The 26557-nt window shown below is 51.8% G+C and carries 22 protein-coding genes; 11 read left to right on the top strand and 11 right to left on the bottom strand.

The annotated features are described in order from the left end of the window. The first annotated feature begins 76 nt into the window (after positions 1 to 76). Complete coding sequence (locus A3OW_RS0104225) at positions 77 to 1519, top strand: glutamate synthase subunit beta (protein WP_026223322.1); 1443 nt, start codon at positions 77 to 79, stop codon at positions 1517 to 1519. A 117-nt stretch (positions 1520 to 1636) separates the two neighbouring features. Here the strand turns inward: A3OW_RS0104225 and A3OW_RS0104220 are convergent, their stop codons facing one another. The 4 genes from A3OW_RS0104220 to A3OW_RS26880 all read right to left on the bottom strand — a co-directional run bounded on the left by A3OW_RS0104220 (position 1637) and on the right by A3OW_RS26880 (position 6126). Further along, positions 1637 to 2296 carry a peroxiredoxin gene (locus tag A3OW_RS0104220; protein ID WP_026223321.1) on the bottom strand — a complete coding sequence of 220 codons (660 nt, stop codon included), beginning with the start codon at positions 2294 to 2296 and terminating at the stop codon, positions 1637 to 1639. 567 nt (positions 2297 to 2863) lie between these two features. Further along, positions 2864 to 3997, bottom strand: a complete 1134-nt coding sequence (locus tag A3OW_RS24020) for a sensor domain-containing diguanylate cyclase (RefSeq protein ID WP_020562179.1) — start codon at positions 3995 to 3997, stop codon at positions 2864 to 2866. 223 nt (positions 3998 to 4220) lie between these two features. Beyond that, positions 4221 to 5135, bottom strand: coding sequence for a fibronectin type III domain-containing protein (locus A3OW_RS0104210; RefSeq protein WP_020562178.1), 915 nt, complete (start codon positions 5133 to 5135; stop codon positions 4221 to 4223). 715 nt (positions 5136 to 5850) lie between these two features. Continuing rightward, the gene (locus A3OW_RS26880) at positions 5851 to 6126 is read right to left on the bottom strand and encodes a type II toxin-antitoxin system HicB family antitoxin (RefSeq protein WP_083918138.1); all 276 of its coding nucleotides are present in this window, start codon (positions 6124 to 6126) and stop codon (positions 5851 to 5853) included. 665 nt (positions 6127 to 6791) lie between these two features. Between A3OW_RS26880 and A3OW_RS26240 the strand changes: the two genes are divergently transcribed. From A3OW_RS26240 to A3OW_RS0104195, 3 genes are all read left to right on the top strand, one after another. Beyond that, positions 6792 to 8282: a YVTN family beta-propeller repeat protein gene (locus A3OW_RS26240; RefSeq protein ID WP_083918137.1), complete on the top strand. Its 1491-nt coding sequence runs from the start codon at positions 6792 to 6794 to the stop codon at positions 8280 to 8282. 361 nt (positions 8283 to 8643) lie between these two features. Beyond that, positions 8644 to 8766 (top strand): hypothetical protein, encoded by a 123-nt coding sequence (locus tag A3OW_RS28805; protein WP_269746759.1) that lies wholly within the window; start codon positions 8644 to 8646, stop codon positions 8764 to 8766. 28 nt (positions 8767 to 8794) lie between these two features. Continuing rightward, positions 8795 to 9466: an SOS response-associated peptidase gene (locus A3OW_RS0104195; RefSeq protein ID WP_020562175.1), complete on the top strand. Its 672-nt coding sequence runs from the start codon at positions 8795 to 8797 to the stop codon at positions 9464 to 9466. Between the two features lie 280 nt (positions 9467 to 9746). Here the strand turns inward: A3OW_RS0104195 and A3OW_RS0104190 are convergent, their stop codons facing one another. Further along, positions 9747 to 10382: a HEAT repeat domain-containing protein gene (locus tag A3OW_RS0104190; protein WP_083918136.1), complete on the bottom strand. Its 636-nt coding sequence runs from the start codon at positions 10380 to 10382 to the stop codon at positions 9747 to 9749. A gap of 152 nt (positions 10383 to 10534) precedes the next feature. After that, positions 10535 to 11278 carry a GlcG/HbpS family heme-binding protein gene (locus A3OW_RS0104185; RefSeq protein WP_020562173.1) on the bottom strand — a complete coding sequence of 248 codons (744 nt, stop codon included), beginning with the start codon at positions 11276 to 11278 and terminating at the stop codon, positions 10535 to 10537. A 425-nt stretch (positions 11279 to 11703) separates the two neighbouring features. Between A3OW_RS0104185 and A3OW_RS0104180 the strand changes: the two genes are divergently transcribed. The 4 genes from A3OW_RS0104180 (at position 11704) to A3OW_RS0104165 (ending at position 16866) form a co-directional block, all read left to right on the top strand. Further along, positions 11704 to 12156: a HEAT repeat domain-containing protein gene (locus A3OW_RS0104180; RefSeq protein WP_026223320.1), complete on the top strand. Its 453-nt coding sequence runs from the start codon at positions 11704 to 11706 to the stop codon at positions 12154 to 12156. Between the two features lie 337 nt (positions 12157 to 12493). Further along, entirely contained in the window at positions 12494 to 14833 is a 2340-nt protein-coding gene (gene mrcB / locus A3OW_RS0104175) for a penicillin-binding protein 1B (RefSeq protein WP_020562171.1), read from the top strand. A 17-nt stretch (positions 14834 to 14850) separates the two neighbouring features. After that, positions 14851 to 15483: an outer membrane lipoprotein chaperone LolA gene (gene lolA / locus A3OW_RS0104170; protein ID WP_026223319.1), complete on the top strand. Its 633-nt coding sequence runs from the start codon at positions 14851 to 14853 to the stop codon at positions 15481 to 15483. A 72-nt stretch (positions 15484 to 15555) separates the two neighbouring features. Beyond that, positions 15556 to 16866, top strand: a complete 1311-nt coding sequence (locus A3OW_RS0104165) for a replication-associated recombination protein A (RefSeq protein ID WP_020562169.1) — start codon at positions 15556 to 15558, stop codon at positions 16864 to 16866. Between the two features lie 112 nt (positions 16867 to 16978). Here A3OW_RS0104165 and A3OW_RS0104160 read toward each other — a convergent pair whose 3' ends face one another. Next, complete coding sequence (locus A3OW_RS0104160) at positions 16979 to 18001, bottom strand: alpha/beta hydrolase (protein ID WP_020562168.1); 1023 nt, start codon at positions 17999 to 18001, stop codon at positions 16979 to 16981. 180 nt (positions 18002 to 18181) lie between these two features. Here A3OW_RS0104160 and A3OW_RS0104155 point away from each other — a divergent pair, with 180 nt between their 5' ends. Beyond that, complete coding sequence (locus A3OW_RS0104155) at positions 18182 to 19279, top strand: AI-2E family transporter (protein WP_020562167.1); 1098 nt, start codon at positions 18182 to 18184, stop codon at positions 19277 to 19279. Positions 19280 to 19435: 156 nt separating this feature from the next. Here A3OW_RS0104155 and A3OW_RS0104150 read toward each other — a convergent pair whose 3' ends face one another. From A3OW_RS0104150 to A3OW_RS0104135, 3 genes are all read right to left on the bottom strand, one after another. Beyond that, entirely contained in the window at positions 19436 to 20854 is a 1419-nt protein-coding gene (locus tag A3OW_RS0104150; RefSeq protein WP_020562166.1) for a PhoH family protein, read from the bottom strand. 203 nt (positions 20855 to 21057) lie between these two features. Next, the gene (locus A3OW_RS0104140) at positions 21058 to 21537 is read right to left on the bottom strand and encodes a peroxiredoxin (RefSeq protein ID WP_020562164.1); all 480 of its coding nucleotides are present in this window, start codon (positions 21535 to 21537) and stop codon (positions 21058 to 21060) included. A 7-nt stretch (positions 21538 to 21544) separates the two neighbouring features. Continuing rightward, complete coding sequence (locus A3OW_RS0104135) at positions 21545 to 22069, bottom strand: glycine cleavage system protein R (RefSeq protein ID WP_020562163.1); 525 nt, start codon at positions 22067 to 22069, stop codon at positions 21545 to 21547. A 164-nt stretch (positions 22070 to 22233) separates the two neighbouring features. On the opposite strand from A3OW_RS0104135, the gene A3OW_RS0104130 reads away from it, so the two are divergent. Both A3OW_RS0104130 and A3OW_RS0104120 read left to right on the top strand, forming a co-directional pair. Next, positions 22234 to 23472 carry an SPOR domain-containing protein gene (locus tag A3OW_RS0104130; RefSeq protein WP_020562162.1) on the top strand — a complete coding sequence of 413 codons (1239 nt, stop codon included), beginning with the start codon at positions 22234 to 22236 and terminating at the stop codon, positions 23470 to 23472. Between the two features lie 510 nt (positions 23473 to 23982). Continuing rightward, the gene (locus A3OW_RS0104120; RefSeq protein WP_020562160.1) at positions 23983 to 24477 is read left to right on the top strand and encodes a DUF421 domain-containing protein; all 495 of its coding nucleotides are present in this window, start codon (positions 23983 to 23985) and stop codon (positions 24475 to 24477) included. A gap of 163 nt (positions 24478 to 24640) precedes the next feature. Here the strand turns inward: A3OW_RS0104120 and typA are convergent, their stop codons facing one another. Then, positions 24641 to 26464 (bottom strand): translational GTPase TypA, encoded by a 1824-nt coding sequence (gene typA / locus A3OW_RS0104115; RefSeq protein WP_020562159.1) that lies wholly within the window; start codon positions 26462 to 26464, stop codon positions 24641 to 24643. Positions 26465 to 26557 lie beyond the last annotated feature (93 nt).

The following is a 26557-nucleotide window of genomic DNA, read 5'->3' as shown; positions in this document are numbered from 1 at the left end:
CGCATCGGCTTCTTGTTGAAGCCGATGCCTATTCCGTGCAGGCAATGAGGCGTTAACACTATAGAAGGTATTGAAGATGGGTAAACCAACCGGGTTTATGGAAATTCCCCGCTCTGATCGGCGTTCTTTGCCCGCTGCCGAGCGTATCAAAAATTTTCGAGAATTTACGCTGACTCCAAGCGATGCCGAGATGTCCCAGCAGGGAGCCCGTTGCATGGATTGCGGTATTCCCTTTTGTCATCAAGGTTGTCCGATCAATAACATCATTCCGGACTGGAACGAGTTGGTTCATCGGGGAAACTGGCAACAAGCACTGGACGTTTTGCACAGCACCAACAACTTTCCCGAGTTTACCGGGCGTATTTGCCCCGCGCCGTGCGAGGCCGCTTGTACGCTCAATTTGACCGATCAGCCGGTCACCATCAAATCGATCGAATGCGCCATTATCGACAAAGGCTGGCAGATGGGCTGGATAAAACCGCTCATTCCGGTAAAGCGCACCGGCAAACGCGTGGCCGTGATCGGTTCCGGACCTGCCGGCCTGGCCTGCGCGCAGCAACTGGCTCGCGCCGGGCATGAGGTCGTTCTGTACGAAAAAAATGACCGTATCGGCGGTTTGTTGCGCTATGGCATTCCCGATTTCAAAATGGAAAAGCACTGGATCGATCGCCGTATTGCGCAAATGCAGGCGGAAGGCGTCCGCTTCCGGCCCAACAGTCACATCGGCAAGAATATTTCCGCCCGGAAACTACTCGACGATTTCGATGCCGTTGTCCTGGCCGTAGGTTCGGAAAAGCCCCGCGATTTGGAAGTCGCCGGACGCAACGAGCATCAGGGAGTCCATTTTGCCATGGACTTCTTGCGCCAACAAAACAAACGCAACGCCGGCGATGTCATTCCGGAAGATCAGGCCATTACCGCCAAAGGCAAACGCGTCATCGTCATCGGCGGCGGCGATACCGGTTCCGACTGCATCGGCACGTCGATTCGTCAAGGCGCAGCCTCGGTAACCCAGCTCGAAATTCTGCCGAAACCGCCGGAAAAAGAAAACAAACTGCTCACCTGGCCGAACTGGCCCAACAAACTCCGCACGTCTTCTTCCCAGGAAGAAGGTTGCCAGCGCTACTGGAGCGTCAACACCAAGAGCATTACCGGCAAGGACGGCCTGATTACCCATCTCAACGCGGTGCGGGTGGAATGGAAGCAGGAAGGCGGACAATGGAAAATGAGCGAAGTCCAAGACAGCGCATTCACTCTCGAAGCGGACCTGGTGCTGTTGGCCATGGGATTCGTTCATCCGGTTCACGAAGGACTGCTGCATGAACTTGGCGTGGAGATCGACGGGCGCGGCCAGATTAAAGCCAATGACCGGCAATACCAAACTTCCATAGGTAAAGTTTTTGCCGCTGGCGACGGACGCCGCGGGCAGTCGCTGGTGGTCTGGGCGATTCGGGAAGGCAGGCAAGCTGCGCGGGCCGTGGATGAATATCTGATGGGTACCTCGGACCTGCCCCGGTAAAATCCTCTATTCCGGAATCCGATCGATAGGTCTTGAGTCTGCCCGATAAGAACGCAAACCTGTCAGGCTTTTTAAACCTGACAGGTTTGCGGTAAGGATATGACCGGGCCGCAACGATCACTGCGGTTGTTTGGTTATCCGTAAATAAGGCTTAAGGGTCTTCCAGCCTCCGGGAAACATCTTTTTCGCTTCCTCGTCCGAGACCGCCGGTACGATGATGACATCTTCTCCGCTTTTCCAATTCACCGGCGTTGCTACTTTATGTTTTGCGGTGAGTTGCATCGAATCCAGCACACGCAGGATTTCATCGAAATTTCGGCCCGTGGTCATCGGATAAGTCAGCATCAGCTTGATTTTTTTGTCGGGCCCGATAATAAACACGGAACGCACGGTCGCATTGGTCGCAGCCGTACGGCCTTCCGAAGTCCCCGGCTCGTCGGCCGGCAACATGTTGTACAGTTTGGCCACTTTCAGGTCGCTGTCGCCGATCAACGGATAGCTGACCGCGCATCCCTGGGTTTCTTCGATATCTTTGGCCCATTTCTTATGATCCTCTACGGGATCCACACTCAAGCCGATAAGTTTGCAGTTTCGCTTGGCAAATTCCGGCTCCAGCCTGGCCATATAGCCCAGTTCCGTGGTGCATACCGGAGTGAAATCTTTGGGATGAGAAAATAGAATGGCCCAACCGTCGCCAATCCAGTCATGAAAGTTAATAGTGCCCTGCGTTGTGACCGCAGTAAAATTGGGCGCTTCATCATTTATTCGTAGTGACATCTCTATACCCTCCATCTTTTAAAGTTAAAGTAAAGACTGTTATGGTTTAGTTATTTCAACGGATTCAACCGGAAGATCGGTTATTTTCCAGTCTGGAAATTGACCGACTCAACGGAATGAATTCGTTTTACAGTCAATGGGGCATTATCAAGAAATCCTCAGTTCCTGTAATTTTCGGGTTAATCCGACTGAGATTTCCTGGTTAACAACATCAGGCTCGCCGTACCTCATTCTGTTTCTCGCTCTCTGATGAGGAGGCGCAATAAAATCAAAGAGCGGCAACAATGTACAAATACAACATTGGTGCTAACCGATATGTTTACTATATATTTGCCGATTTAGCAACAGTTGATTACTGCATTCAAGCTGATTCGACGAGACAGTTGTCGGCAAAGAAGCCTCGGTCGCCGAAAACGAAGGGGTAAAAAGTTTGGACGGCGCGCATGGGCGAGATTCAATCCCAAAGAGGCGATACGGCCGCGGCTTGAATAAGGCGACCGAAAGAGAAAAGCGGCTTTATCGAGTCATTTAGAAAAGCTTCGGAAAGATTTGATGGCCTGGCGTAGCTTAAATTAAACTGATCATATTCATCAATTCCACAGAAAGACTGGTTTTATTGGTTTCCACCCGGTTTCTGCCGTTGCGTTTGGCTTTGTACAAAGCGGCATCCGCCGCCTTGATCAAGCGGATGACGGCATCGTCGGATTTGGTTAACGACATTCGGTCAGGAACGTGTGTGGCCAGTCCGATCGATACGGTAATGGAAATTGAAGTGTCGTGATATTTAATCACCAAGTTTTCCACTGTCTTGCGTATGCGTTCCGCGATCTCGAACGCTTTATCCCCGTCAATATTGGTCAGAAGGGCGACGAATTCTTCACCGCCATAACGCGCCAGCACATCGTTATTCCGTAATTGGGTTTTTATGGTCTTCGCTGCCAGAGCCAGCACCTGGTCGCCGCCTTGATGCCCGTATTTATCATTGATCGCCTTAAAGCGATCGATGTCCAGAAACAGACAGGAGATAGGATCGGCGTTGCGTTGGCAGCGATCCAATTCTTCGTTGATGCGCTGCTCGAAAAAACGCCTGTTATTTACTCCCGTCAGGGTGTCGATGTAGCTGGTTCTTTTTATGGTTTCGAAGTTGAGGCTGTTTTCCAGGCAAATGCTGATCACCGAACTTAAATGAACGAGATATTCCATCATTGCGGGACCGGCAAAACGGTCGGCTTTGTAGCTTCCTAAATTCAACGTCCCCAGGTATTTCCGGCGGCGAATCAAGGGAGTGATGGCCACGCTGACGGGTTGTTTGTTTTCGCTGAAAAATGAAGACAGAAAGGTTTTCTGAAAGGCTCCGATGTAAGGACGAACCGCAAAGCCGAAAGTCGATTGTAAAAGCTCTTTGTCTTTTAGAAAAATCACTTCTTTTCTCGATTTTATATCGAGTCCCTGATCGTTCAAGATTTTTTCCATTTCGAAGGTTTCGTCCACCAGACACAGGCTGATCACTTCAAAATCAAAATATTTTTTCGCATCATCCAATATGTGCTCAATGATTTCGGACATGGAATCAAGATTTAGCAAACGCATTTCAAAATCGCGATACTGCCTCAAGCTCGCGTTATTTTTCGCAACCAGGTCGATCATTCCGTCCAAATGGCTTTGCAGTACCAATAAATCAGTGGCTAAGTCTTCTTCCAAGTTAAGGTCTCCGAATAAGTCTGCGTTCGAATAGGCGTGATTGGCTGGATAGGTCAAAAACTAACAAAATCCTATCTAAGCCTAGCACTTTATTGCAAAAATGCGACATTAATCACATTTTATTTTCAAGCATTTAAAAAAATTAGGAAGATTATTTCTTCGTTTTTCAAGAGACAACTTTACTTATTTCGAACAGACCCGCTCGCCGTATTCCGGGACTCCCCTAGTCAAAAAAATCGATGACTTGTTGCCCCATCAATTGTTCGCCGGAGGCATTCGGGTGACAACTGTCTTTGGTCTGTTCCGGATAATTTAATGGGCCGGTCACCGGTCCTGCCAGAGCCTCGCCGTTCGTGGTCAATTGCGCCGCCAAAGTCGCCATCCGGGTGGGACCCGATTCACCGGCCAGCGTGCAAACATGGTCTACAGGATCGTAAACGGGTTGAGCGGAAACATAGACGGTGACTCCCGGAATACGGCTCTTGAGTTCGTCAATCACCAAAAGTGCATTGTCATACGTTTCGTTATTCTTATAAGCATCGAGCGAACATAATTGCCACCAGATAACGTTCACCGGCTGGGCATTGTAAGCCGTCTGGAAAGCGGTCCAGAATTTATTGCTAAAGCTTTGCGCCCACTGCCAAACCCCGCCGCCGCCATAATCGGGCTTTGTGCTCCAAAAGATTGTTGAACCTAAATCCAGTGCCCCGTCGACTGCTCCCATCGTCATCGAACAACCGATATAACCAACTTCCGCAACCGTATCGCCACCTCCGCCACCCGAGGTTAACGTGGTCGCTTGAACGGTTTTGGACAAGGACGAGACGTTTCCGGCGCCATCATAAGCCGATACGGCAAAGCTATAGGAAGTTCCGGCAGTCAATCCGGTTGACTTAAACGAAGTAGTGTTTGTCGAAGAAGAATATTTGCCATTTTTATAGATACGGTAGCCTTTGACGCCGGTACCGGCATCGCTGGATTTAACCCAGGATAAGTCAATTTCCGAAGTGGATATCGGCGCCGCCGTGAGGCTGGTGGGAGTGGTCGGTCTGGTGCGATCGAAAGTGATCGAAAAGGCCGGTACGTTGACGAGATACAAAACGATGAAAAACAAAACATAATTTATTCGTGTGTTCATAAGGGATTCTCTGTTTAGGATAATGAAGCGAGCTTGCCGATCAAGCTCTTTTTCCAGTTGGCCTCCTAACCAACAATTCCCCCAAAATTTTTACTTCAGTTTTTTATTTTTTCCTCCGGATCATTATTGTGTTTTAGCCGACTCCGGCCAATTTTTGCTTAAGCGTATCAATACGATCCAAATTCCGTTCTCAATCGTAAAATTGATATTGAACCATTCGTCAGACCGTTCTTCTCCGTCTGTAATAACGCAGCCATGCAGCTCGCTTTAAGATGACGCCTTGCAGCGGTCGGAATCAGACCGATCAAAAGGATATAAATTCTCGACCGGTCGACAGGCTTATTCGACGCCTGAAAGTTGTCATTTTAACAGCAGGAAAAAAGTGAGCTTCAAAGTCTCTTTATAACTATCAAAGCTTTGCAATAGTTAGAATGATAATGACGGGAAATAATCAGGAATTGCGAAGAACCTGTATCAGCTTGCGTCAAGAAGCGCGTAATCTAAAGGCAGGGGACCGGACGGTTGGATGCATGTGACGGCTTTCGATTCTCCTCTCTAAATCAGGATCGAATACAAAATACCATCTGGCTTTGAGGTAGGCAAGATTTTTATAACTGGAGATCGGCATCTACAGAAGAACTGCAGAATCGGCTAAGAAAATGTCAAAGATGCGGGCAGGTATTCTCCCGTTTTCCCTGGACCGGTTTACTTATGTCTATTGTAATCGGCTTAATGGAACAAACTCGTCGCCATTTTCCTGGCTTTTTTTAGTTTCAATATTGAGAATTTCTATTTTACAAGAACTTTGAGGAGGCTCCATCCCTACTTCTTCCAGCCTGTTTATTTGATGAGTGATCATTACTCTCAGTGCTTCTATGGCTTTTTTTTCGGTCGATCCATTGGCTATGCATCCTGGAATGTCCGGGCTATAAGCTGAAAAACGTTTTGTTAAACCTTGATAACTGGGTTGGACAATCGCTACTAATTTCATTTTCGATCTCTTCGATTTACAAGTTTAATGTCGACTTTTCTTTTTCCTATTTTTTATGACACGATTAGTCAAATAATGTTCTTCAATAAAACAAAGTTTATAATTGTCAGTTAAAAGTTTAAATATTCAATCGATGATATTTTAAACATAGAGAATGGATAAATTAATTATCCATCGAAAAGCCAAAATCTGTAAGGAATCTCGAGTATTTACATAGCAGCAGCTCACGATAAGCATTGAGTATTTTCCAAGGACCGTGTCCGCACGGCTAGCCAAAATAAATCCTTCAGCCGGCGTCAAACCGTTCTTCTTAAATGACGACATCAAGTGATTCGCGGCGGAATCACTGTTTCCGTTATAAAACTTTAAAAAATCGCTTCTCTTATCCTCCTGTATCAAATATCCCGATTCAGTCCGGCTTGTCGAGGGCAAATATCCCTGAAAAATCGGGATATCTGCTTGATGTTTAATTCGGGTAGCCAGATTATCATGTAACCGATGTATTAAATCTATTTGTTGACGATATTCAGAAAACAGCCTTAAAGGACAGATGTTAATGAATAAGTTTAAAAATCTGACTCATGGATAATTGCAAATTTATTAATATTCTGTTTCGGCCAGAGCAAAAAAACCCATAAATCAAAAAATAAACCGGAGTATCATTAATGTACCAACTTGCTCGAAAACTATTTTGTTTCCTCTTTACCTTGAGCTTCGCCATTGGCGCCCAGGCGGCAACATACCGTACCTATATCGTCAATAACTGGTCACCCGGATCGGTAGACGTTGTTGACGGCGTCACCTCGGCCGCTCTTTCCCACAAGACAACCGGAGGAAATACTGCGGTTCGAGCAGTGATTTCTCCCGACCGATCGAAAGTCTTTATATCCAACCAGACCTCGGGCAGCGTGTCGGTACTCGACACGGCGACGAACAATATTATCGCCACGATCACGGTGGGCAACAAACCGGAGTTTATGGTGCACCATCCAACCGACAACAAGCTTTACGTCGATAACAAGGATGACGGCACTGTTTCGGTGATCGATACGACCAGCTTTACCGTGATTAATACCATCACGGTAAGGACCCAGCCGCGGTTCATGGTCTATACCGGAGGCTATATCTACGTCGGCAACACCGGAGCCAGCTCCGTTTCAATCATCGATACGGCCACCGATACCGTGGTACAAAACCTGCTTGTCGGCCAAGCGCCTCGAGGCATTGCCGCCTCGCCGGATGGCAGCCGGGTCTATGTGGCCAACTTCGGTTCCAATACGGTCACGGCCATCGATACCGCCACCAAGACCGTAGCCTGGACGGCCGCCGCCGGCACCAATCCTTCCTATATGGCCGTAACGCCGGACAATGCTTACATTTATGTCACCAACACCACTTCCGGCACCGTTTCGGTCATCAATACCACGACACAAGCCCTGGAAAATACCATCTCGGTCGGCCCGACGCCCTGGAATATAACCATCTCGCCCGACGGCAAGCGGGCATTTACCGAGGTCGCCAACGGCAATGCCGCCGTAGCCATCGATACGGCCAGCCGGACAGTCCTGGCCACCATACCGGTTGGCACCGGCCCCTACTGGGCAGAGTTGAGCCCTGACGGCAGCAAACTGTACGTTACCAGCCCGCCGGCCGGCACCGTTTCGGTCATCGATACCGCCAGTCTGACCGTGACCAATACAATCACGACCGGTCTTAATCCCTGGACCGTGTTAGCTACCGATCTCACCCCCGGCATTCCGGCGGACGGCGACGGCGACGGCATCCCCGACAGCAGCGACAACTGCCCGTCGGTAGCCAATCCCGATCAGATTGACAGCAACGGCAACGGCATCGGCGATGCCTGCGACGCGCCGCCCCCTGCACCGACCATCAGCAGTGTGAGCCCGTCTTCCGTAGCACGGGGCACAACGGCCACCTTGACCCTGACCGGCACCGGTTTTGTCTCCGGGATTAGCGCGACAGTCGGTCCTGTAGGGAGCGGCGTGGTGGTGCAGCAGATAACATATCTCAGCTCGACCAGTTGTCAAGTGACAGTGAACGTTACCAGCACGGCACCGAAAGGAACTAAAATTTTGACGCTGATCAATCCCGACGGCCAAAGAGCAATTCGGAAAAACGGATTTACGGTTCAATAAGTCACCCCGAGCGGCATGGAAAAATAAGCCCTGTGCCGCTCAGGATTTCTGACTATCGCATTTACATCCTTTTTCAAACCCGCCAAAGCGATATGCCTGCTTTGGCTTCAATCTCTGCAATAAATCTAATGACTGCCGTCTTCAGCCTGCAATGAATTACCTGGAACGTTTGCAAACGGAGAGGTCAGAAAGGCTCGTCTGCGAGAATGTTCTTTCAAGAGTTTCCTGCCACTCTTTGGAACAAACTTTCCATTTTGGAATCTTTTATTTAGATTCATACTAAACAATTGACGGATTCTTCAAATGGCGAGCGCTCCTATGCTGCCGGCCCTAACCATATAATTGACAAAGGGGGATGACCATGTTGAGGATGGTATTCGAAGTCGTCATGGTACTGGCGGTAGTCATCGGACTATGGATGATGAAGGCGAGCACCGAAGAAAATAAAATTAATGACGACGATAAAGGCAATAACGGTATTTAAAGCTCAATTCAAAACAACGATTGATCCTATGTGCGGCCGATTCGCTCTTTACAGCGATCCTTATGCTTTATCTCACCGCTTCAGTACAGAGGCGCCTTTGGATTTGCCGCCTCGATTTAATATTGCGCCGACACAAAGCATTCTAATCATCCGGGAAGAAAGCAATAAAAGGCAATTTACTTTGGCCAGATGGGGTCTGGTTCCGCATTGGGCGAAGACGATAGAAGTCGGCTATACCAGTTATAACGCCCGGGCGGAAACAGTGGCCCAAAAACCGGGATACCGGGAGGCTTTCAAGCGACGGCGCTGCCTGATACCGGCGGATGGCTATTACCAATGGCAAGCGGTGGCCGGCTCGAAGGCCAAACAACCGTGGTTTATCGTACTGCGTAATCAACTTCCCATGGCACTGGCTGGACTATGGGAAGAATGGCGGAGTCCGGCAGGAGAGAATTTGGAAAGCTGCGTCATCATTGTAACGGAAGCGAACGCCCTTTTGCGGTCGATTTATAATCGTATGCCGGTCGTTCTGGCTCCCGCTCATTGGAATGACTGGCTTGAATTAAGAGCGAGAGACACTCATCGCCTTCAAAACCTGCTGAAACCCTATCCTAGCGAAGAGATGGCGGCCTGGCCGGTGAGCAGGAAAGTCAACAACCCAATGTACGATTCCGAAAAATGCATAGAAACGGTGAATTAAGAACTTGTTTATCAAGCCGGTGAGAAATTTTCGGTAAAACGGAAAATATGGCCGTATCAAATGAAGCCATTAGAAAAGAAGCGGCATAAATATACGGCAACTATCCTGGAAAATTTCGGTCCGGCCGTAACATGGAAATCTTTGGTTTTAAAGGGCCGTTATGGCCGGTTAGCGAAACAGTCCTGACCGACAGCCGGACTTCATCGAAAACAACGTTCATCCTGGAATCTTCCGGCTTGATACGCCGTTAATCGGCTCTTTTTGTCGAATCGATTAATATTTATTGACTGTATTCATTCGCTTGATCCAGATAATCCTGGGCCAGTTCTCTGACCGCCTCGTCGGGATGGGACTGCGCCACTTTTTTTAATTTTTCCGCGACACGGGCGCTTTCTTGTCCGGACAGGCCTTCCACCGCATTCATAACCACTTCCGAGTCCGGATCGTCCAAAGCTCTCAACATCAAATCCACCGCCTGCTCATCGTCGCTGAAATCCTGCAATTGCAAGATGGCTTCTCTCCGCAATTCGGGCTCCGGACTGGTATAGGCTTCCTTTAACAAGGCCACTGCGTTTTTTTCGTCGGCCTGCACCAAAGCAATGAGCGCCTCGGATTTTTCCTCGACATCGGCCGCTCCTTCATAGTCCTGCCGGAATTCTTCCAGCTCTTCGGCGTCGACGGTTTCATCAGCCTCGGCCCCGTCCGTTGGCGTAAACGAAGGCCGGTTACCGGCGGATTCCGTTTTCTTTGACGGAGTGTTTGAATCCGGGGTTTTATCGATCTTGCGGGAATCCTGCTGAAGGGCTTTTTGGAAAAGCGTCCGGGTGTCGTTACCGCCCTCGCCTTCCTTGCCGGTATCGTTGCACGCGCACAGGGTCAATGCCAGCACGACCATTGTCACTCGCTTTTTTATCATCTTTTTTCAGTCATTAAAAATTGTGGAAGACATGCATTTGAGTTAGCCTGGAGAAGCAGAAAGAGTCCGGAAGGAGCGGCAAGTTCAATATTAAAAAAGTTTGAGGGAACCGGACAAGTCATCCGGTTCCCCACGTTAAATCAGAGATTTTTTTAAGGAAAGCGCTGACTCAAACCGACGATGTTCTCGGTATAAAAAGTCGCCGAACTTCCGGAACAGTCAGGATACCCTCCCGCATAATCGATATCGGCTTCGGTTGCCGGAGCCTGGGCGATACCGTTGGTCGCGAAATAGTTTCTAACCCGTCTGGCAATATTATGATCCGCGCAGGAAGTGTCGCCACTGACTCCGACGGCGCCCACCACCTGATCGTTTGCGTCAAACAAGGACAACCCGCCGCCAAATACGTTGATGCCGCCGATCCTTCGTCCTACCAGTGGATCTTTATTGGTACCGAATTTTTCGCTGTTACCCGCATAAGCCCATTTTGTATCGACCGGATTACTGTGCTGAAGACCATAAAGCGGACCGCCTTCGAGCACGGCACCATAGAGACTGGCAGTAGAAAAAGCAAAACCGCCCGTGGAATTGGCGCTCGATCCTTGGTTGTTATTCAAGGTCGCCGCCGTATAGGCTTTCTGAGCCGAAATAATGCGGCTGGCCAACCATTGATCGTTTAATTTTTCGCCCGTTCTGGCAACGGCGCAAACTCTGCCGTCGGCATTGACAACGGTACCCCACATGTCAAAACCCAAGCCCCCGTTATCCTGAGTGACTGCCGCATCCAATGCCGCTTTCAACTGGTCGTAAGTCACCGGACAGTCCTTGGGCGGAGCGGCGAATACGCCTGTAGAAATCAGCGCCAGGATTGAACCTTTTAGTATCATTTTTTTCATAGTTCTATCACATCCTCTCTAATAAGTTTTATTTAAATAGCCCAATTCAACTTATCCTATTGTCAATCCGAATCGGTTAAATTAAGCTTTCGGTTTGCGATTTCTCGGTCCCGCAGAAATCGGCCGCAAACCGGTATCATTATATTTAGTATGATTTCCTCTATCAACTTCTATATAAAAATCAATAATTTTAATAAATTTCATCAAGTTAATGTAAAATGGTGAGCGTTAATAATAAGAAAGCTATTTCTCGCTTCATACTATTGATCGTTGCCATCCCGTTTGCAGCGTATTTTTTCCCTCCCATAACGGCGAAAATTAAAGCCGTCTATTCAACCTTCAGTAATTCGGCTAGAACCCGCCATCCGGAACAGCCTTCAAAGCCCGCTTCAATAACTTCCCGATCGAACTCATTCAATCAAGTTTTGCGGCAACGATATCTGGCGGCAACGGAACAACAGGCCTTTACAAAACAGTCGGCAAACGATCCCGACAGCCTTCAAATGGTCGAAGAAGCCTTGCACTCTTTGCATAACGATCAGGAGGCGGAAGACCGGGAATTAGCCGTCATGACTCTAGGCGAATACGCGACCGATAACGCAAAGGAAGGTATTTTGTTTGCTTTGGGCGATCCCGACATGAATGTCAGAGAGCAGGCGGTCATTCAGATCAGCGAATGGGGAGACGCAAAAGAGCGGCAACGACTATTGATTGCCGCCTTGGAAAACAATAATTCCGATATCGTCGTCCTAACTCTGGAATCGATATCCGAGGTGGATGATCCCCAGTTGATCGAGCGATTGAGCAGCTTGAGCAAAGATAAAAACGAGCAAATTAGAGAAGCTGCCGAATTGGCGTTGGCTCTGGCCGGCGAATAATGCTCCCCGCCGGTTTTTTGGATTTTTTTGAGAATGGAATAGGAAACGGAAGCCGTTCTTTGTCAATCTTCGAATTTAATCTTCGAATTTAAAGTTCAAAGTCGGATTGTTCCAATAATTTACAATCCAGGCCTTCTCGGGGCAAAACAGACACGACTCCAACCATTGAAAATTTTTCCTTTTTATCAAGCAGCGGCAGAACTTTTTCTTCTATTCACTTTTCATTCATCCTGAAATTGATACATTCATCCGTCATGAGGTTTCCAGTCCTGATGATGTATAATATCCGGTTTAACTGCCGTGATGCATTCCGGCATTCCCAATAGATCGAGAGGCTATGACAGAAAGAGCTAAAAAGCGTGGATCCCGATACAATCCGAAAAAGCCCCGAGGCCGTCGGGCCTCGCACTGGTTTGGAACCCTTCTATTAATAGGTCTTGTCGGGTTTGCGTTTGTTTTAACCAGCTATCTCGGCTATCTCGATTACAACGTCCGGAAACAGTTCGAAGGCAAGCGCTGGGCGATTCCTGCCAGAGTGTACGCGAATCCGGTCGAACTTTATGCCGGCTATAACCTGACGGAGGCCAAATTCGAGGAATTGCTGGGGCAACTGCACTATCGGACCGATCCTCTTCTATCGGCGGACGGCACCTTTTTTAAAAAAGATCAAGGAATCATCGTAAAAACCCGTGATTTTACTTTTCTGGACCAAAAGCAGCCGAGTACCACCCTGCGCGTCGACTTTAACCAATCGGGCATCAGCGCTGTTACCGATTTAACGCAAAAAAAAGACATTGCCATTATCCGTATGGATCCGGTGCTGATCGGCAGCTTTTACCCTACCATCAAGGAAGACCGGGTTCTGATCAAGCTCGAAGAAGCTCCGGACATGCTGATCAAGGGCCTCCTGGCTTCCGAGGACCGGGATTTTTACCAGCATTTCGGCATTTCCCTGCGCGGCATCGCCCGGGCGATGTGGAACAACATGCGGGCCGGCGGCATGGTTCAGGGCGGCAGCACCATCACTCAACAACTGGTTAAAAACTTTTACCTCACGTCCGAGCGCAGTTTGTCCCGAAAGGTAAAAGAAGCCTTGATGGCGTTGATTCTGGAATACCGCTACAGCAAGAATGAAATTCTGGAAGCCTATTTAAACGAAATCTATCTCGGCCAGGACGGCGCCAGCGCCGTCCACGGCTTCGGTCTGGCCAGCGAATTTTATTTCGGCGGTTCCTTGAAGAATCTTCCGATGGAACAACTGGCGACCCTGGTGGCGCTGGTTCGGGGGCCCTCCGAATACGATCCGAGGCGCTTTCCCGAACGGTCTTTGCAACGGCGCAATCTGGTGCTGGACGAGATGGCGGCGGAAGGCTACCTGAGCACCGAGCAAGCCGAAGAAGCCAAAGCCAAACCCTTGAACGTGATCGCCAATACCCATCGCTCGGCCAACCGCTATCCGGGATTTCTGGATCTGGTCAAGCGCCAGCTCAGACGCGATTACCGGGAGGAAGACCTGACCTCCGAAGGGCTGGTCATTTTCACTACCCTGGATACCCGGATTCAGGATACGCTGGAACAGACGGTCGCCAGCAAATTGAGTCAGCTCGAAAAACTGCCCAAGACCAAAAATCTTGAAACCGCGGTCGTCGTAACCCATCGGGACAGCGGTGAAATTGCCGCTCTGGCCAGCGGCCGGAAAAATTCGGCATCGGGATTCAACCGCGCCCTCGACGCCGTCAGGCCGATCGGCTCGTTGATCAAGCCGGTCGTCTATCTCAGCGCGCTCGAGTATCCGAACCGGTACACCATCACCTCGCCGGTGAGCGATTCGGCCGTTTTCGTCAAGGGTCCGAACGGCAACGACTGGAGCCCTAAAAATTACGACAATAGGGAGCATGGCACCGTCCCCCTGCATACCGCTCTAGCCAAATCCTACAATCTCGCCACGGTCCGCATCGGCATGGACGTCGGCATTGCGCGAACGGCCAAAACCTTGAGAAACATGGGCGTGACCCGCAAGGTGGAATTGTATCCGTCATTCCTGTTGGGCGCCATGCAATTGACCCCGATGGAAGTGACCCAAATGTATCAAACGTTGGCCGGAGACGGTTTTTCGCCGCCTTTGAAAGCGATCAGAGGAGTCCTTTCGTCCAGCGGCGAGCGTCTTCAAAGTTATCCTTTCACCGTCCGGCAGGCCGTCGACCCTTCGGCGACCTACATCGTCAACACCATTTTGCAGGAAGTCATGCAGAGCGGCACCGGCCAATCGGCTTATTCCGCCTTTCCTCCGGGGTATGGCTTGGTCGGCAAAACGGGCACCACCAACGATGCCAAGGACAGTTGGTTTGCCGGTTACAGCGGGGATTATCTATCGGTGGTCTGGGTGGGACGCGACGACAACAAACCGGCAGGGCTCACCGGCGCCACCGGCGCGCTGCAGGTCTGGACGGCTCTGATGCGGCAAATTTCGACGCAACCGGTCGATCTGATTCCGCCCGACAACATCAAGATGGTCTGGGTGGATCCCTACAACGGCTTGCTGGCCGGCGAGACCTGCCCAGGCGCCAGGAATTATCCTTACATTTCCGGCTCCGAACCGACGGCTTATTCTTCGTGCAGCCCGACGCCGGGAACCCAACAGGATAGCAACTGGTTTAATGATTTATTTACGCAATAATGATCGACGGGATTGCCATGTCTAGAATCAATTTTTACAACCTGATCTTAATCGCCTGGCTGACGTGCACCGGCCAGGCTTTGGCGGCAGACAAGCCGATTCAGCAGTTGAAAACTTTTCTGGCGACCTCAAAATCGCTCAGCGCGAATTTTAAACAAGTGCTGCTCAATGAAGCGGGCAATCCCGTGAGGACCAGCTACGGCGTTTTTTATCTGCAAAGGCCGGGAAAATTCCGCTGGAATTACGAGAAGCCTTTTACCCAGGAAATCGTCGCCGATGCCGGCAAAGTCTGGTTTTACGATACCGATCTGGAACAGGTGACCATCAAAAAACTGGACGAGTCGCTGGGCTCCACCCCGGCCTTGCTGTTAAGCGGACAGATTTCGCTGGAAGATAACTTTATCATGGAAGATCAGGGCATCGACGGCGACATGCAATGGATCAAGCTGTCGCCGAAAAGCGAGGAAAGCACTTTCAAATACATCCTCATCGGCTTGACCAAAGGGATCCTCGGCGGCATGGAATTAAGCGACAATTTCGGCCAGTTGACCCGCATTTATTTTTCCGATGTCATCGTCAATCCTCCGCTGAAACAGACGCTCTTCCAATTCACGCCTCCGAAAGGAGTGGACGTTTTTTCCGATAAATAAACCGGATTGGAGGCCTGATCCGCCGTCGGAGGACGGCCTCGACCGCTTGCCGAAGGATGCTCGTTTGCCTTTATGATGTTTGAGGACCTGACCAAGCCGCTGGCCGACCGGATGCGCCCCCACTCATTGGAAGAATACGTCGGCCAGCAGCATATACTGACGGCCGGCAAGCCGCTGTATGAAGCGATCCGCTCGGGCCGGCTGCATTCGATGATATTCTGGGGGCCGCCCGGCACCGGAAAGACCACGCTGGCCCGTCTGATCGCCCGACATTCGGATGCCGAGTTCATGCCGGTTTCGGCGGTTTTGGCCGGCGTCAAGGAAATTAGGGCGGCCGTCGCCGAAGCCAAATCGATTCAGCAGACGCAACACCGGCGCACGGTGTTGTTCGTCGACGAAGTGCATCGTTTCAATAAATCCCAACAGGATGCCTTTCTGCCGCACGTCGAAGACGGCACCGTGTATTTTGTCGGAGCGACCACCGAAAATCCTTCTTTCGCCCTCAACAACGCCTTGCTCTCAAGAGCGCGGGTGTACGTGCTCAAGTCATTGACGGCCGAGGATCTGCTGACGGTCCTGAACGCGGCGCTTGCCGATTCCGGCAAAGGTCTGGGCGGCCTGGGTCTGGCCGTGAGCGAGGACGTCAAGCGGCAATTTGCCCAGGCGGCCGACGGCGACGCCAGAAAATTGTTGAATCTGCTGGAACTGGCCGCAGAACTCGCGGCCGCGCACGACAGCCGGAACATCGACGAAGCCTGCGCCCGCGAGGTGCTGAGCGGCAGCGTCCGGCGCTTCGATCAGCAGGGCGACGAATTTTACAATCAGATTTCGGCGCTGCACAAATCGGTACGCGGCAGCTCCCCGGATGCCGCCCTGTACTGGCTGTGCCGGATGATCGACGGCGGCTGCGACCTGGCCTATCTGGCCCGCCGCATCGTCCGGATCGCGTCCGAAGACATCGGCAATGCCGATCCGAGAGCCTTGCAAATCGCCCTCAATGCCTGGGAAGCGCAGGAACGTCTGGGCAGTCCCGAAGGCGAACTCAGCCTGGCGCAAGCGGTCGTTTATCTGGCTTGTGCGCCGAAAAGCAACGCCGTCTACAAGGCCTATAACGCGGCCATGCAGGACGCCAGGCAGCACGGCAGTCTGGAAGTGCCGGTGCATTTGCGGAATGCTCCGACCGCCTTGATGCAGGCGCTGGATTACGGCAAGGAATACCGCTATGCGCATGACGAAGCCGAAGCCTATGCCGCGGGCGAAAACTATTTTCCCGAACCGTTGCAGGACAGAAGTTACTATCAGCCCGTCGACCGGGGGCTGGAGATTAAAATCGGTGAAAAACTCAAGTATTTAAAGCAACTGGACCGCCGGCACCGGCGTTAAAGCGGTGCCCTGCCCGGCTCTTTGTCATCCGCTATGCCCGGCAGCCCTGCCGACGGAACTTAACCGAAAAGACCGGCCGAGAACGGCCGAAGCGATGAGTCGAGGCCGATTTTTAATTTTCCAGCTTGTCGCCTGCGGACGGCGCCAGCAGAATCTGGGCGCGTTGATCGGCTCCCGACGGCAATCTTCCGGAGCCGGCTTCGATCCATGCCGTTATGTCCTGCCAGATCGTCTCTCCCTGCAGATCCCGAAGCAGCATATGATAGCCGTTCTGATAAAAAGCAACGGTTTTCACCGTAGCAGGCCTGGCGCTCAAAAACTGTTGAAGAAAGGCATAAGTCGGCTCTTTCGGAATGATTTCGTCTTTCTCTCCGTAAAGCAGCAGTGTATTGGCGTGCAACAAGCCGGCGCTGTCGAACGCTTTGTCCATCAGATTGGTCAGGCCGTACAAGGTTTCCACTCGGGTACTTTTGATCACCCAGGGATCCCGGCCCAGAGCGTGGAGCATCTCTACATTGTCGGAAGGCGTCACTTTAACGCCCTCGCCGGTCAGGGTAAGCCAGGGCAAGCTGTGCGCCAGCGTCCACAACAAGCCGGTCTGGTACCAGGGCATCGTCTCTCTGGCCCATAACGCCGGGGCGGCCAGAATGATTCCCGCCACTTCGGGCCTGTCCTTCCCGCTCATCGCCGTGATAATGACGGCTCCCCCCATGCTTTCGCCCAAAAGATAAATGGGGAGTTGCGGATAACGCCGGGCGATCAGCCTCACTGCGGTTTTCAAATCGTCGGCATAGGCCTTGCTTCCGGCCCACAGGCCGCGTTTCGGAGCGGCCCCGAAACCGCGTTGATCGTAGGCAAAACTGGCAATCCCCTGCTTGCTGAAAAAGCGGCCCGGCTGATCGAAAAACCGGCTGTAGTCGTTGAACCCGTGCAAGGCAATGATAACCGCCTTAGGCTCGGTTTCCGGCAGCCAAAATCTTAACGGCAAACGGGCGCCGTCTTCCGTTACGATGGTGTTTCCAAGCAATTGCGCCGTGTAGTTTTTTTCTCCGGGGGGGTAGATCATCGGCATACAACCCAACAACACGCCGATGCATAAGATGATACTGATTAACAAGGGGTAAAGCATTTTCATAAATTTTCCGGTATTTTTCCGTATAATTTCCTCATTCCGATTCCAATGTGTTTCGACGCCTGCCTTGGCGGGCACGCGACCAGCCAAAGTCCAATTCCTTCTTTCCAATAAAGAAGAGTTTAGAGCAGCGTGTCGAGATAGAATAGAAAATCAGCCATTCCTATCCATTATTTATCATTGATGACTCCTCAAAACCAGTTTGTAAACATACAGTTATTTCGGGAATATTTCAGGCGGATTCTGCCCAATCCTCAGGCGGTATCATTAGCCATCATTTTGGTAGTCAGCTTCGTTCTGATCTACTCTTTGTCAGACATTCTGATGCCGGCATTTACTTCAATCGTCATCGCCTATTTATTGGAAGGCCTGGTGGCCAAGGCCGAAAGTTACAAAATACCGCGCTTGCCGGCGGTCTGTCTGGTGTTTTCGGTGTTTATGGCCGGCCTGATCTTTTTACTGTTTTATCTCATTCCGATCATTTCCCAGCAGGCGATGGAACTCATTCAAAACATACCGATGATCATCGAAAGAGCTCAAACCGGGATCATGCGGCTGCCGAAAATGTATCCTAAATTCTTTTCGGAAAGAAAAATCCTGGAAATGCTGTATACCCTGCAAAGGGAATTGATCATTTACGGACAAAACATGCTGTCGGCTTCGGCCGCCTCGGTGGTTGGCCTGGTCAGCGTGTTGGTTTATCTGTTTCTCGTGCCGATGATGGTTTTTTTCTTTCTCAAGGACAAACACAAGCTGATCGCCTGGTTCGTGCAGTTTCTGCCGCGGGACCGCTATTTGTCGGTACGGGTCTGGAATGAAGTGAACACGCAGATCGGCAATTACGTGCGCGGAAAAATTGTCGAGGTATTTATCCTCTTGGTGGTAAGCTATGCCACCTTTGCGGCGATGGGGCTGAATTACGCCTTGTTGCTCGCGGTCCTGATGGGCCTTCAGGTGATCATTCCTTATATCGGGGCCACCCTGGTGACCTTTCCGGTGCTGGGCATCGCTTATTTCCAGTGGGGCCTGGGCGGAGACGACTTCATGTATGTGCTCATGGCCTACTCGATCATTCAGATGCTGGACGGCGTCATTCTGGTGCCCCTGTTGTTCTCCGAAGCCGTCAACCTGCACGCCATCGCGATCATTGTCGCCATCCTGTTTTTCGGCGGCCTATGGGGCTTCTGGGGCGTATTTTTCGCCATTCCTTTAGCGACCGTCGTCCAGGCGGTGCTGACGGCCTGGCCTCGAATCGGAGATCAGAAGCACGACTATTATTAGAGCGTTTCCTATCACTTGCAGAGGCGAATTCATTCGGCCACGCGACGTGAAAATGCTCCAGCGCACGGGGACAAACCATTCTGACCACGATTTGAACCGGAAATCGCCCGCTCCGATTCTCTTCCTGTGCGCCGGGGAACGAACGGATGAGCGCCGTTACAGCGTCTCCGAGGCGTAATCGGCCAGACGCGAGCGCTCGCCGCGGCGCAAGGTGATGTGCGCGCTGTGCGGCCATCGTTTGAAGCGATCCACGATATACGTCAACCCGGAGGTGGTGGCCGTCAAATAGGGCGTATCGATTTGCGAAAGATTGCCGATGCAGATGATTTTGGTTCCGGGACCGGCGCGGGTGATCAGGGTTTTCAACTGCTTCGCCGTCAGGTTCTGGGCCTCGTCAATGATCAGGTAGCGGTTGAGCAGGGTGCGTCCCCGCATGAAGTTGAGCGAGCGGATTTTCACCCGGTTCATCAACAGATTGTTGGTCGCGCTCTGTTCCCATTCATTGCGGCCGCTGCGGTTGCCCAGCAGTTCCAGATTGTCCATCAGCGCCCCCATCCACGGCGCCATCTTTTCTTCCTCGGTTCCGGGTAGAAAACCGATGTCCTCTCCGATCGGCACCGTTTCCCGGGTCATGATGATTTCGTTATAAAGCTTCTGCTCCATCGTCATCGTCAAACCCGCCGCCAGCGCCAGCAAAGTCTTGCCGGTTCCGGCGGTGCCGAGGAGCGTAACGAAATCGATTTCAGGATCCAGCAAAACATTGAATGCGTAGTTCTGTTCGCGGTTTTTGGCGGTGATTCCCCAGACGTTGTTGTGTTTGCTGCGGTAATCCCTGGCCAGTTCCAGAATCGCCTGACGCTGATTGCATTCCCTGACGATGGCTTCGAAATTGGAGTCCTTTTCGATGTAAAGATATTGATTGGGATACCATTCGGCCACCAGAGGCGCTTCGAGCCGATAAAACGTTCTTCCTTTTTCCTGCCAGGACTCCATCTTGCTGCCGTGCAATTCCCAAAAATCCTCAGGCAGTGCGTCGGCGCCGCTGTACAATAGATCGATGTCTTCGAGCACCTGATCGTTGTGGTAATCTTCGGCCGGCAAATCAAGCGTCGCCGCCTTGATGCGCATGTTGATGTCTTTGGAGACCAGAATCACATTGACGTTCGGCAATTGCTTCTTGAGGGCAAGAACGACGCCGAGGATCGAGTTGTCGGGCGTACGACCGGGCATGCTTTCCGGGAGCAGTCCGGTCATGGCCCGGGTTTGAAAATACAGCCGCCCCATTCTGTCGGCTTCGGCAGGAATCACGCCGCGTTCGATCAGCGACAAGGGCAAGCCGTCTTCGATGGTTTGCTGGTTGGCGTCCCGTATCAGCTCGTCGAGAAAGCGGCTGACCTGGCGGACGTTACGGGCCATTTCGGTCAGGCCTTTCTTGAAATGGTCCAGTTCTTCCAGAACGATCATCGGAATAAAGATGTCATGCTCCTGAAAGCGGAATATCGACGACGGATCGTGAATGAGAACGTTGGTATCCAAAACAAACAGTTTTTTATCCGGGGTGGTTTTAATATTCATCGACAATACGGAACTCGGGGATAAGTGGGATCAATTTATAGATTAGCTTAAATTCCATCGATCGGCCGGCGCTCGACGTCCTGCCGCGGCGGTCGTTCACGGAAAAGGTCGGACATTCGGAACCATTCAAGAACAAAGAAGGCGGCGCATGGCGATTCGGTACATGAATGACGGGAACGGGCGCAACCGTGCGAAAAACCGCCTTATTGCGGGGCGGCAAGTTCCGAGAGCGCCCGCAACACCTCGGCGACGTGGGTTTTAACCGTCACCTTGCGCCATTCGCGTACCAGAATGCCCTGAGGGTCGAATAAAAAAGTGCTGCGCTCGATGCCTCTGACCTGTTTGCCGTACATGTTTTTCATCTTGACGACGTCGAACAGACGGCACAACGTCTCGTCCGGATCCGACAAGAGGTCGAAAGGAAAGGCCTGTTTGCATTTGAAATTTTCATGAGATCGCAACGAATCTCTGGACACACCGAAAACCACGGCATTCATTGCCTGGAAGCGATCGATATGAGCGCCGAAATCGCGCCCTTCCAGCGTACAGCCGGGAGTGCTGTCTTTGGGATAAAAATATAAAACGATGAAGCGGCCTTTAAAATTTGTTAAATTAATCGATTGGCCGCCGGTGGCCGGGATTTCCACATCCGGGGCGGAACTGCCGAGAGTCAGGGGAGTCATCAATAACCTAGCGTTTAATGGGTTCAAGAATGGCGTCGATATTCAATTGGTCGCAAAAGTCCAGAAATTCTTCGCGTAAGGCCAGCAATCGCAGTTGCGGAGGTATTAAAATGATAAAGCGGGTGGAAAACACCGAAGTCTGAATATAAGGCGCTTGATAGGCGCTGCCGGTTATTTCTTCGATTTCGATTTCCCGTTCGCAGAGAAAGGCCGTGAGGGATTCGATGATGTTGTCGCGGTCCAGGGAGATGGTTTCCAGGGAATAAGGCACGTAGTCCCTCCCCTTTTCTTTTTGTTCCGGCCGGATGGCATGAATTTTTATTTCCGTTCTTTTCTGGATGGCTTCCAGGGCGCTTTCGAATTTGGCGATCTGGTTCCAGTTTCCCTGGATCAGCAGGTAAGCGCCGTAGGCCTGAACCAGGCGCGACGATCTTAATTCAAGGATACTGCATCGGCTATCGCGAATGGCCGGTAATATATCCGAAATGAGAGTGGACGGGTTATGACCTAGAACGGTGAGAGCCAGTTTCATTATTTTGTTCTTATGATTCTGTAGGTTTATCCTGTTATTAATCACTGCGCTGTACTAGCTTTAAGTTTGATTACCCTTAAACGAAAGACATTTATTTCGATAGCGACTAACATTGAATACCAAGGCCGAAATTTATTCCTATCTTACTATTAATGAGTACAAAAATGACAGTTTCTCTGCACAAAAAATCTAAAGAAAAACGATACCGCGACGTATTTGCACCCTCGGACGCGAATCTTTATGCGCCGTTGACCGAAGATCTGGAGGATGAAGATGCCATCGATCGTTTACTCATGAACACCGGATTCGATGCAGAAAACGACCACGAGCCCCCTGCTCCGTGGAACCCCTGGATTGAGGAACGGGAAGGACCGGTCGATTTTGCAACCCTTGTCGAAGAACGGCCTGCGGCCAATAAAATCGAGCCTCTCATAACGCTTGACGAAGAAGCCCCCGCCGTTTCCTTGTCCTCAATCGATCCGGTTCAGAACCGGCCGGAACCGCCGTTTGCCGACAATTCCGCAGCCGCCGAAACCATCGATTTTGCCGTCGAATCCGAATCCTGGCGCCTGGACGAGCACTCGGCGCTTGCTCTGCCGGGGGCCATTCGTGAAGAAAAGCTTCGGATTGAAGATCTGGTCGAGCTGGGGACGATTCCCAGCCGGATCGAACCGATCGAGGACGATCCGGCCGAAACGCCGGTACCTTTCGGCCAAAGCCAATCCTCTTCGATTGATGAAGAACCTCTCCCCGTTTTGGAGTACGGGACTTCCGAACGACGCGTCATCAGCGCGGAAGAAAAAGAGTTCCGGAACGCGATGGCAGCCCAAACAAAAAAAGCTTTCGTTTTCAGTTGCATTGCTTTAGGGATCAGCGTCGGATCGGCCGCCGTCGCGGTTTTCGCGCTGACTGCAACTGAGCCGTCACGGCAAGCACCGGGATTATCCGCTCAGACCGGGCTGCCTCGGCAAGAAACCTCGGGGCCTGCTCAAAACAACGGAATCGGAAAAACGGCCGAACACGAAACGCCTTCCGAAACCCTGTTGCCCGTTGCGATGCCAAACGGCGGAACAATCCGGCAGACCTCGTTTGAAAAATCCTTCGATGCCGGCAGTCATTCTTCATCGTCCGGCAAAGCCTTTACCATGCCGGAAACGACGAATGCCAAACCGGGCTGGTTCGTTAATTTAGTCTCCTTCAGACAGCGAAGCGATGCCGAACAGCAGGCCCTGCAATTGATCAAAAAAGGCGTTCGCACCGAAATCGTCGAAGTCGAAGTTGATCAGTCCAAATGGTATCGGCTGCGCGTGGGCGGTTTTACCCGGCAGGAACAAGCCGCGGCTTACGCCGAAAAAATAAAAAAACCATTGCAACTCGATTCCATCTGGGTGGCCAACAGTTAAGCCGCACCATTTTATTTTCATCCGGAATGTCACGCGATCTTCCTGGCGCAAAGCAAACCGGACAGCCGTATCGACAAGTTACGCGCCACGGAAACGACCGGATTCAATGAGCACGAATTCAATGATTATTCCAAATTGTTCAAAGTTTCACTGGAAGATGTCATGACCCGGATAGACGGCTCCGCCAAAGGCTCGATCGGCGTTTTCTTCTACGACGGACTGCCTTGCGTCCCTCTGTTCATCATTCTCCGCAGCGAAACCCGGAAAATCGAAGGAATTCGCTCCTGCTCCGGCAGTCCTTTGCATGTCAATCGAAAATACTCTAACCCAACCTCGGCGAGACGACAAAACAAACGCCAGGTCACGCGGGCAGCCTCCAAAACAAGGGATTTATTTCATCTTTCGCCAGCTCTAATCTGATAAACATCCTTCCGCCGCACAGCGAAAGAAAAGCCCGGCTCTGGCATCCGGAGTTCCGGCTGCGCGGCATCGTACCCGGGAGCAAACGCAGTGAGCACGTTTCATTCAATCGATTGGCAAGCCTTTTTCATTCCTTCCCTGCCTATCGGAGAAATCTTCCTGCGCGGCACGATCGTGTATTTCTTTCTCTTCATCGTGCTGCGGCTGCTCAGGCGTGAAGCGGGAGCGCTGGGCATTTCCGACCTCCTCGTCGTCGTACTGATCGCCGACGCCGCGCAAAACGCCATGGCCCATGACTACAAGTCGATCACGGAAGGGCTTGTTCTCGTCTCCACGCTGGCGTTCTGGGATTATTTTCTCGACTGGCTGGGTTATCACTTTCCGGCGGTGCAGCGCCTGCTGCGTCCGCCTCCCCGGCTTCTGATCAAGGATGGGCGGCTCCAGCGGCGGAACCTGAGGCTGGAAATGGTCAGCGAAGAAGAATTAATGGGAAAGCTGCGGGAAGAAGGGATAGAGCGCCTGGAAGAAGTCAAGCAAAGCTATATCGAAGCGAACGGCACGATCAGCGTAATAAAAAAAGATTGAAGCACAGGACAGGGCTACCCAGGCATCGGGCCGGATCAAGATTGAATTCACACGCGGCTTCTTTATCGAGGTTCCTGCGGGAGAAATCCGGCCGCCGTACTCGATCCAACCCCGGCATTCGGCCGGGGAACGGAATAAATGATCCGCTCCCCTTGCGGAGGCTCTAGTCGGCCCGGTCCTTGGCCGCTCGTTTGCGCTCATGCTCGAGCAACAGCTTTTTGCGCAACCGGATCGACTTCGGCGTCACCTCGACCAGTTCGTCTTCGTCGATAAACTCCAGCGCCTGTTCCAGGGTCATTTTTTGCACCGGCGTCAGAATCAGGTTTTCGTCGGAACCGGCGGCGCGGATATTGGTCAGTTGTTTGGCCTTGGTCGGATTGACCACGAGATCGTTCGACCGGGAATGAATGCCCACGATCATCCCCTCGTAAACTTCATCGGCGTGCACGACGAACAATTCGCCGCGCTCCTGCAGGGCAAACAACGCATACGCCAGGGCCTTGCCTTGCACCATGGACACCAGCACGCCGCGTTTGCGCGCTCCCAGCTCGCCTTTTTTCATCGGCCCGTAATGGTCGAAAACATGGTAAAACAAGCCGGATCCCGATGTCGCCGTCATGAATTCGGTCTGAAAACCGATCAACCCGCGCGACGGCATCATGTATTCCAGGCGCACCCGGCCCTTGCCGTCCGGAACCATGTTCAGCAGATCGCCCTTGCGTTCGCCCAGTTTCTCCATGATCGCACCCTGGTGAATTTCTTCCAGTTCGATCGTCACCATTTCAAACGGTTCGCATTTTTCGCCGTCGATCTCCTTGATGATGACTTCGGGCCGGGAAACGCCCAGCTCGAAGCCTTCGCGGCGCATGTTTTCGATCAGCACCGACAAATGCAGCTCGCCCCGGCCCGAGACTTTAAATTTGTCCGGATCGCCGGTATCCTCGACCCGAAGCGCCACGTTATGCTGCAATTCCTTCTCCAGCCGGTCGCGTATCTGTCGGGAGGTCAGGAATTTGCCTTCCTTGCCGGCAAACGGCGAATTGTTGACCTGAAAGGTCATGGTCACCGTGGGTTCGTCGACGGTCAACGGCGGCAGGGCTTCGACCGCGTCGGGATGGCACAGGGTGTCGGAAATTTCCAGTTTTTCGATGCCGGTGAACGCGATGATGTCGCCGGCCCGGGCTTCGGGCACTTCGATCCGTTCCAGTCCGTGGAATCCGAACAATTGCAGCATGCGTCCCTTTCTCTCGACCCCTTCCCTGCTGACGATCGACAGGTTCATGCCGGGCTTGACCGTGCCGCGCTGGATGCGGCCGATGCCGATCACGCCGACGTAAGTATTGTAATCCAGGCTGGAAACCTGCATCTGGAAAGGTCCGTCCAAGTCGACCTTGGGCGGGCTGACTTTCTCGACGATCGTTTCGAACAAAGGCGTCATGTCGCCGCCGGTCACGTTCGCATCAAGCCCTGCATAACCGTTGATCGCCGACGCATACACGATCGGAAAATCCAGTTGTTCGTCGGTGGCGCCCAGGCGGTCGAACAGGTCGAAGGTCTGATCGACCACCCAATCCGGCCGCGCACCGGGCCGGTCGATTTTATTGATGACCACGATCGGATTTAATCCCAGGGCAAACGCCTTCTGGGTAACGAACCGGGTCTGCGGCATCGGCCCGTCGACCGCATCCACCAGCAGCAAGACCGAATCGACCATGGACAGGACCCGCTCGACTTCGCCGCCGAAATCGGCATGGCCGGGCGTATCGACTATGTTGATGTGATAGCCGTTCCAATCCAGCGCCGTATTCTTGGCCAGAATGGTAATGCCCCGTTCCTTCTCCAGATCGTTGGAATCCATGACCCGCTCACCCATCTTGGTATGCGCGGCGAACGTTCCCGATTGTTGCAGCAGCTTGTCGACCAGAGTGGTTTTACCGTGGTCAACGTGAGCAATAATGGCAACGTTTCTTAACTTGCTGATAGTCATAAGTTTTTAAAATAAAAGAGCTTGATTGAAAATAGAGAGGCCAGGCCGTCCCTATCCGAAAGTTATCCGGTTTTTATGTCCAGGCCGGCGCTT

The sequence above is a fragment of the Methylosarcina fibrata AML-C10 genome (assembly GCF_000372865.1).
GTDB classification, from domain to species: domain Bacteria; phylum Pseudomonadota; class Gammaproteobacteria; order Methylococcales; family Methylomonadaceae; genus Methylosarcina; species Methylosarcina fibrata.
Note: the sequence above shows the minus strand (reverse complement) of the source record. Positions and strands in the feature narration are given on the sequence as shown.

Bases quoted from the DNA above. Each gene is read 5' to 3' on its own strand.
- A3OW_RS0104225 (WP_026223322.1), top strand. From the start codon at position 77: ATGGGTAAACCAACCGGGTTTATGGAAATTCCCCGCTCTGATCGGCGT.
- A3OW_RS0104220 (WP_026223321.1), bottom strand. From the start codon at position 2,296: ATGTCACTACGAATAAATGATGAAGCGCCCAATTTTACTGCGGTCACA.
- A3OW_RS0104210 (WP_020562178.1), bottom strand. From the start codon at position 5,135: ATGAACACACGAATAAATTATGTTTTGTTTTTCATCGTTTTGTATCTC.
- A3OW_RS26880 (WP_083918138.1), bottom strand. From the start codon at position 6,126: ATGAAATTAGTAGCGATTGTCCAACCCAGTTATCAAGGTTTAACAAAA.
- A3OW_RS26240 (WP_083918137.1), top strand. From the start codon at position 6,792: ATGTACCAACTTGCTCGAAAACTATTTTGTTTCCTCTTTACCTTGAGC.
- A3OW_RS28805 (WP_269746759.1), top strand. From the start codon at position 8,644: ATGTTGAGGATGGTATTCGAAGTCGTCATGGTACTGGCGGTAGTCATC.
- A3OW_RS0104195 (WP_020562175.1), top strand. From the start codon at position 8,795: ATGTGCGGCCGATTCGCTCTTTACAGCGATCCTTATGCTTTATCTCAC.
- A3OW_RS0104190 (WP_083918136.1), bottom strand. From the start codon at position 10,382: ATGATAAAAAAGCGAGTGACAATGGTCGTGCTGGCATTGACCCTGTGC.
- A3OW_RS0104185 (WP_020562173.1), bottom strand. From the start codon at position 11,278: ATGAAAAAAATGATACTAAAAGGTTCAATCCTGGCGCTGATTTCTACA.
- mrcB (WP_020562171.1), top strand. From the start codon at position 12,494: ATGACAGAAAGAGCTAAAAAGCGTGGATCCCGATACAATCCGAAAAAG.
- lolA (WP_026223319.1), top strand. From the start codon at position 14,851: ATGTCTAGAATCAATTTTTACAACCTGATCTTAATCGCCTGGCTGACG.
- A3OW_RS0104165 (WP_020562169.1), top strand. From the start codon at position 15,556: ATGATGTTTGAGGACCTGACCAAGCCGCTGGCCGACCGGATGCGCCCC.
- A3OW_RS0104160 (WP_020562168.1), bottom strand. From the start codon at position 18,001: ATGAAAATGCTTTACCCCTTGTTAATCAGTATCATCTTATGCATCGGC.
- A3OW_RS0104155 (WP_020562167.1), top strand. From the start codon at position 18,182: ATGACTCCTCAAAACCAGTTTGTAAACATACAGTTATTTCGGGAATAT.
- A3OW_RS0104150 (WP_020562166.1), bottom strand. From the start codon at position 20,854: ATGAATATTAAAACCACCCCGGATAAAAAACTGTTTGTTTTGGATACC.
- A3OW_RS0104140 (WP_020562164.1), bottom strand. From the start codon at position 21,537: ATGACTCCCCTGACTCTCGGCAGTTCCGCCCCGGATGTGGAAATCCCG.
- A3OW_RS0104135 (WP_020562163.1), bottom strand. From the start codon at position 22,069: ATGAAACTGGCTCTCACCGTTCTAGGTCATAACCCGTCCACTCTCATT.
- A3OW_RS0104130 (WP_020562162.1), top strand. From the start codon at position 22,234: ATGACAGTTTCTCTGCACAAAAAATCTAAAGAAAAACGATACCGCGAC.
- typA (WP_020562159.1), bottom strand. From the start codon at position 26,464: ATGACTATCAGCAAGTTAAGAAACGTTGCCATTATTGCTCACGTTGAC.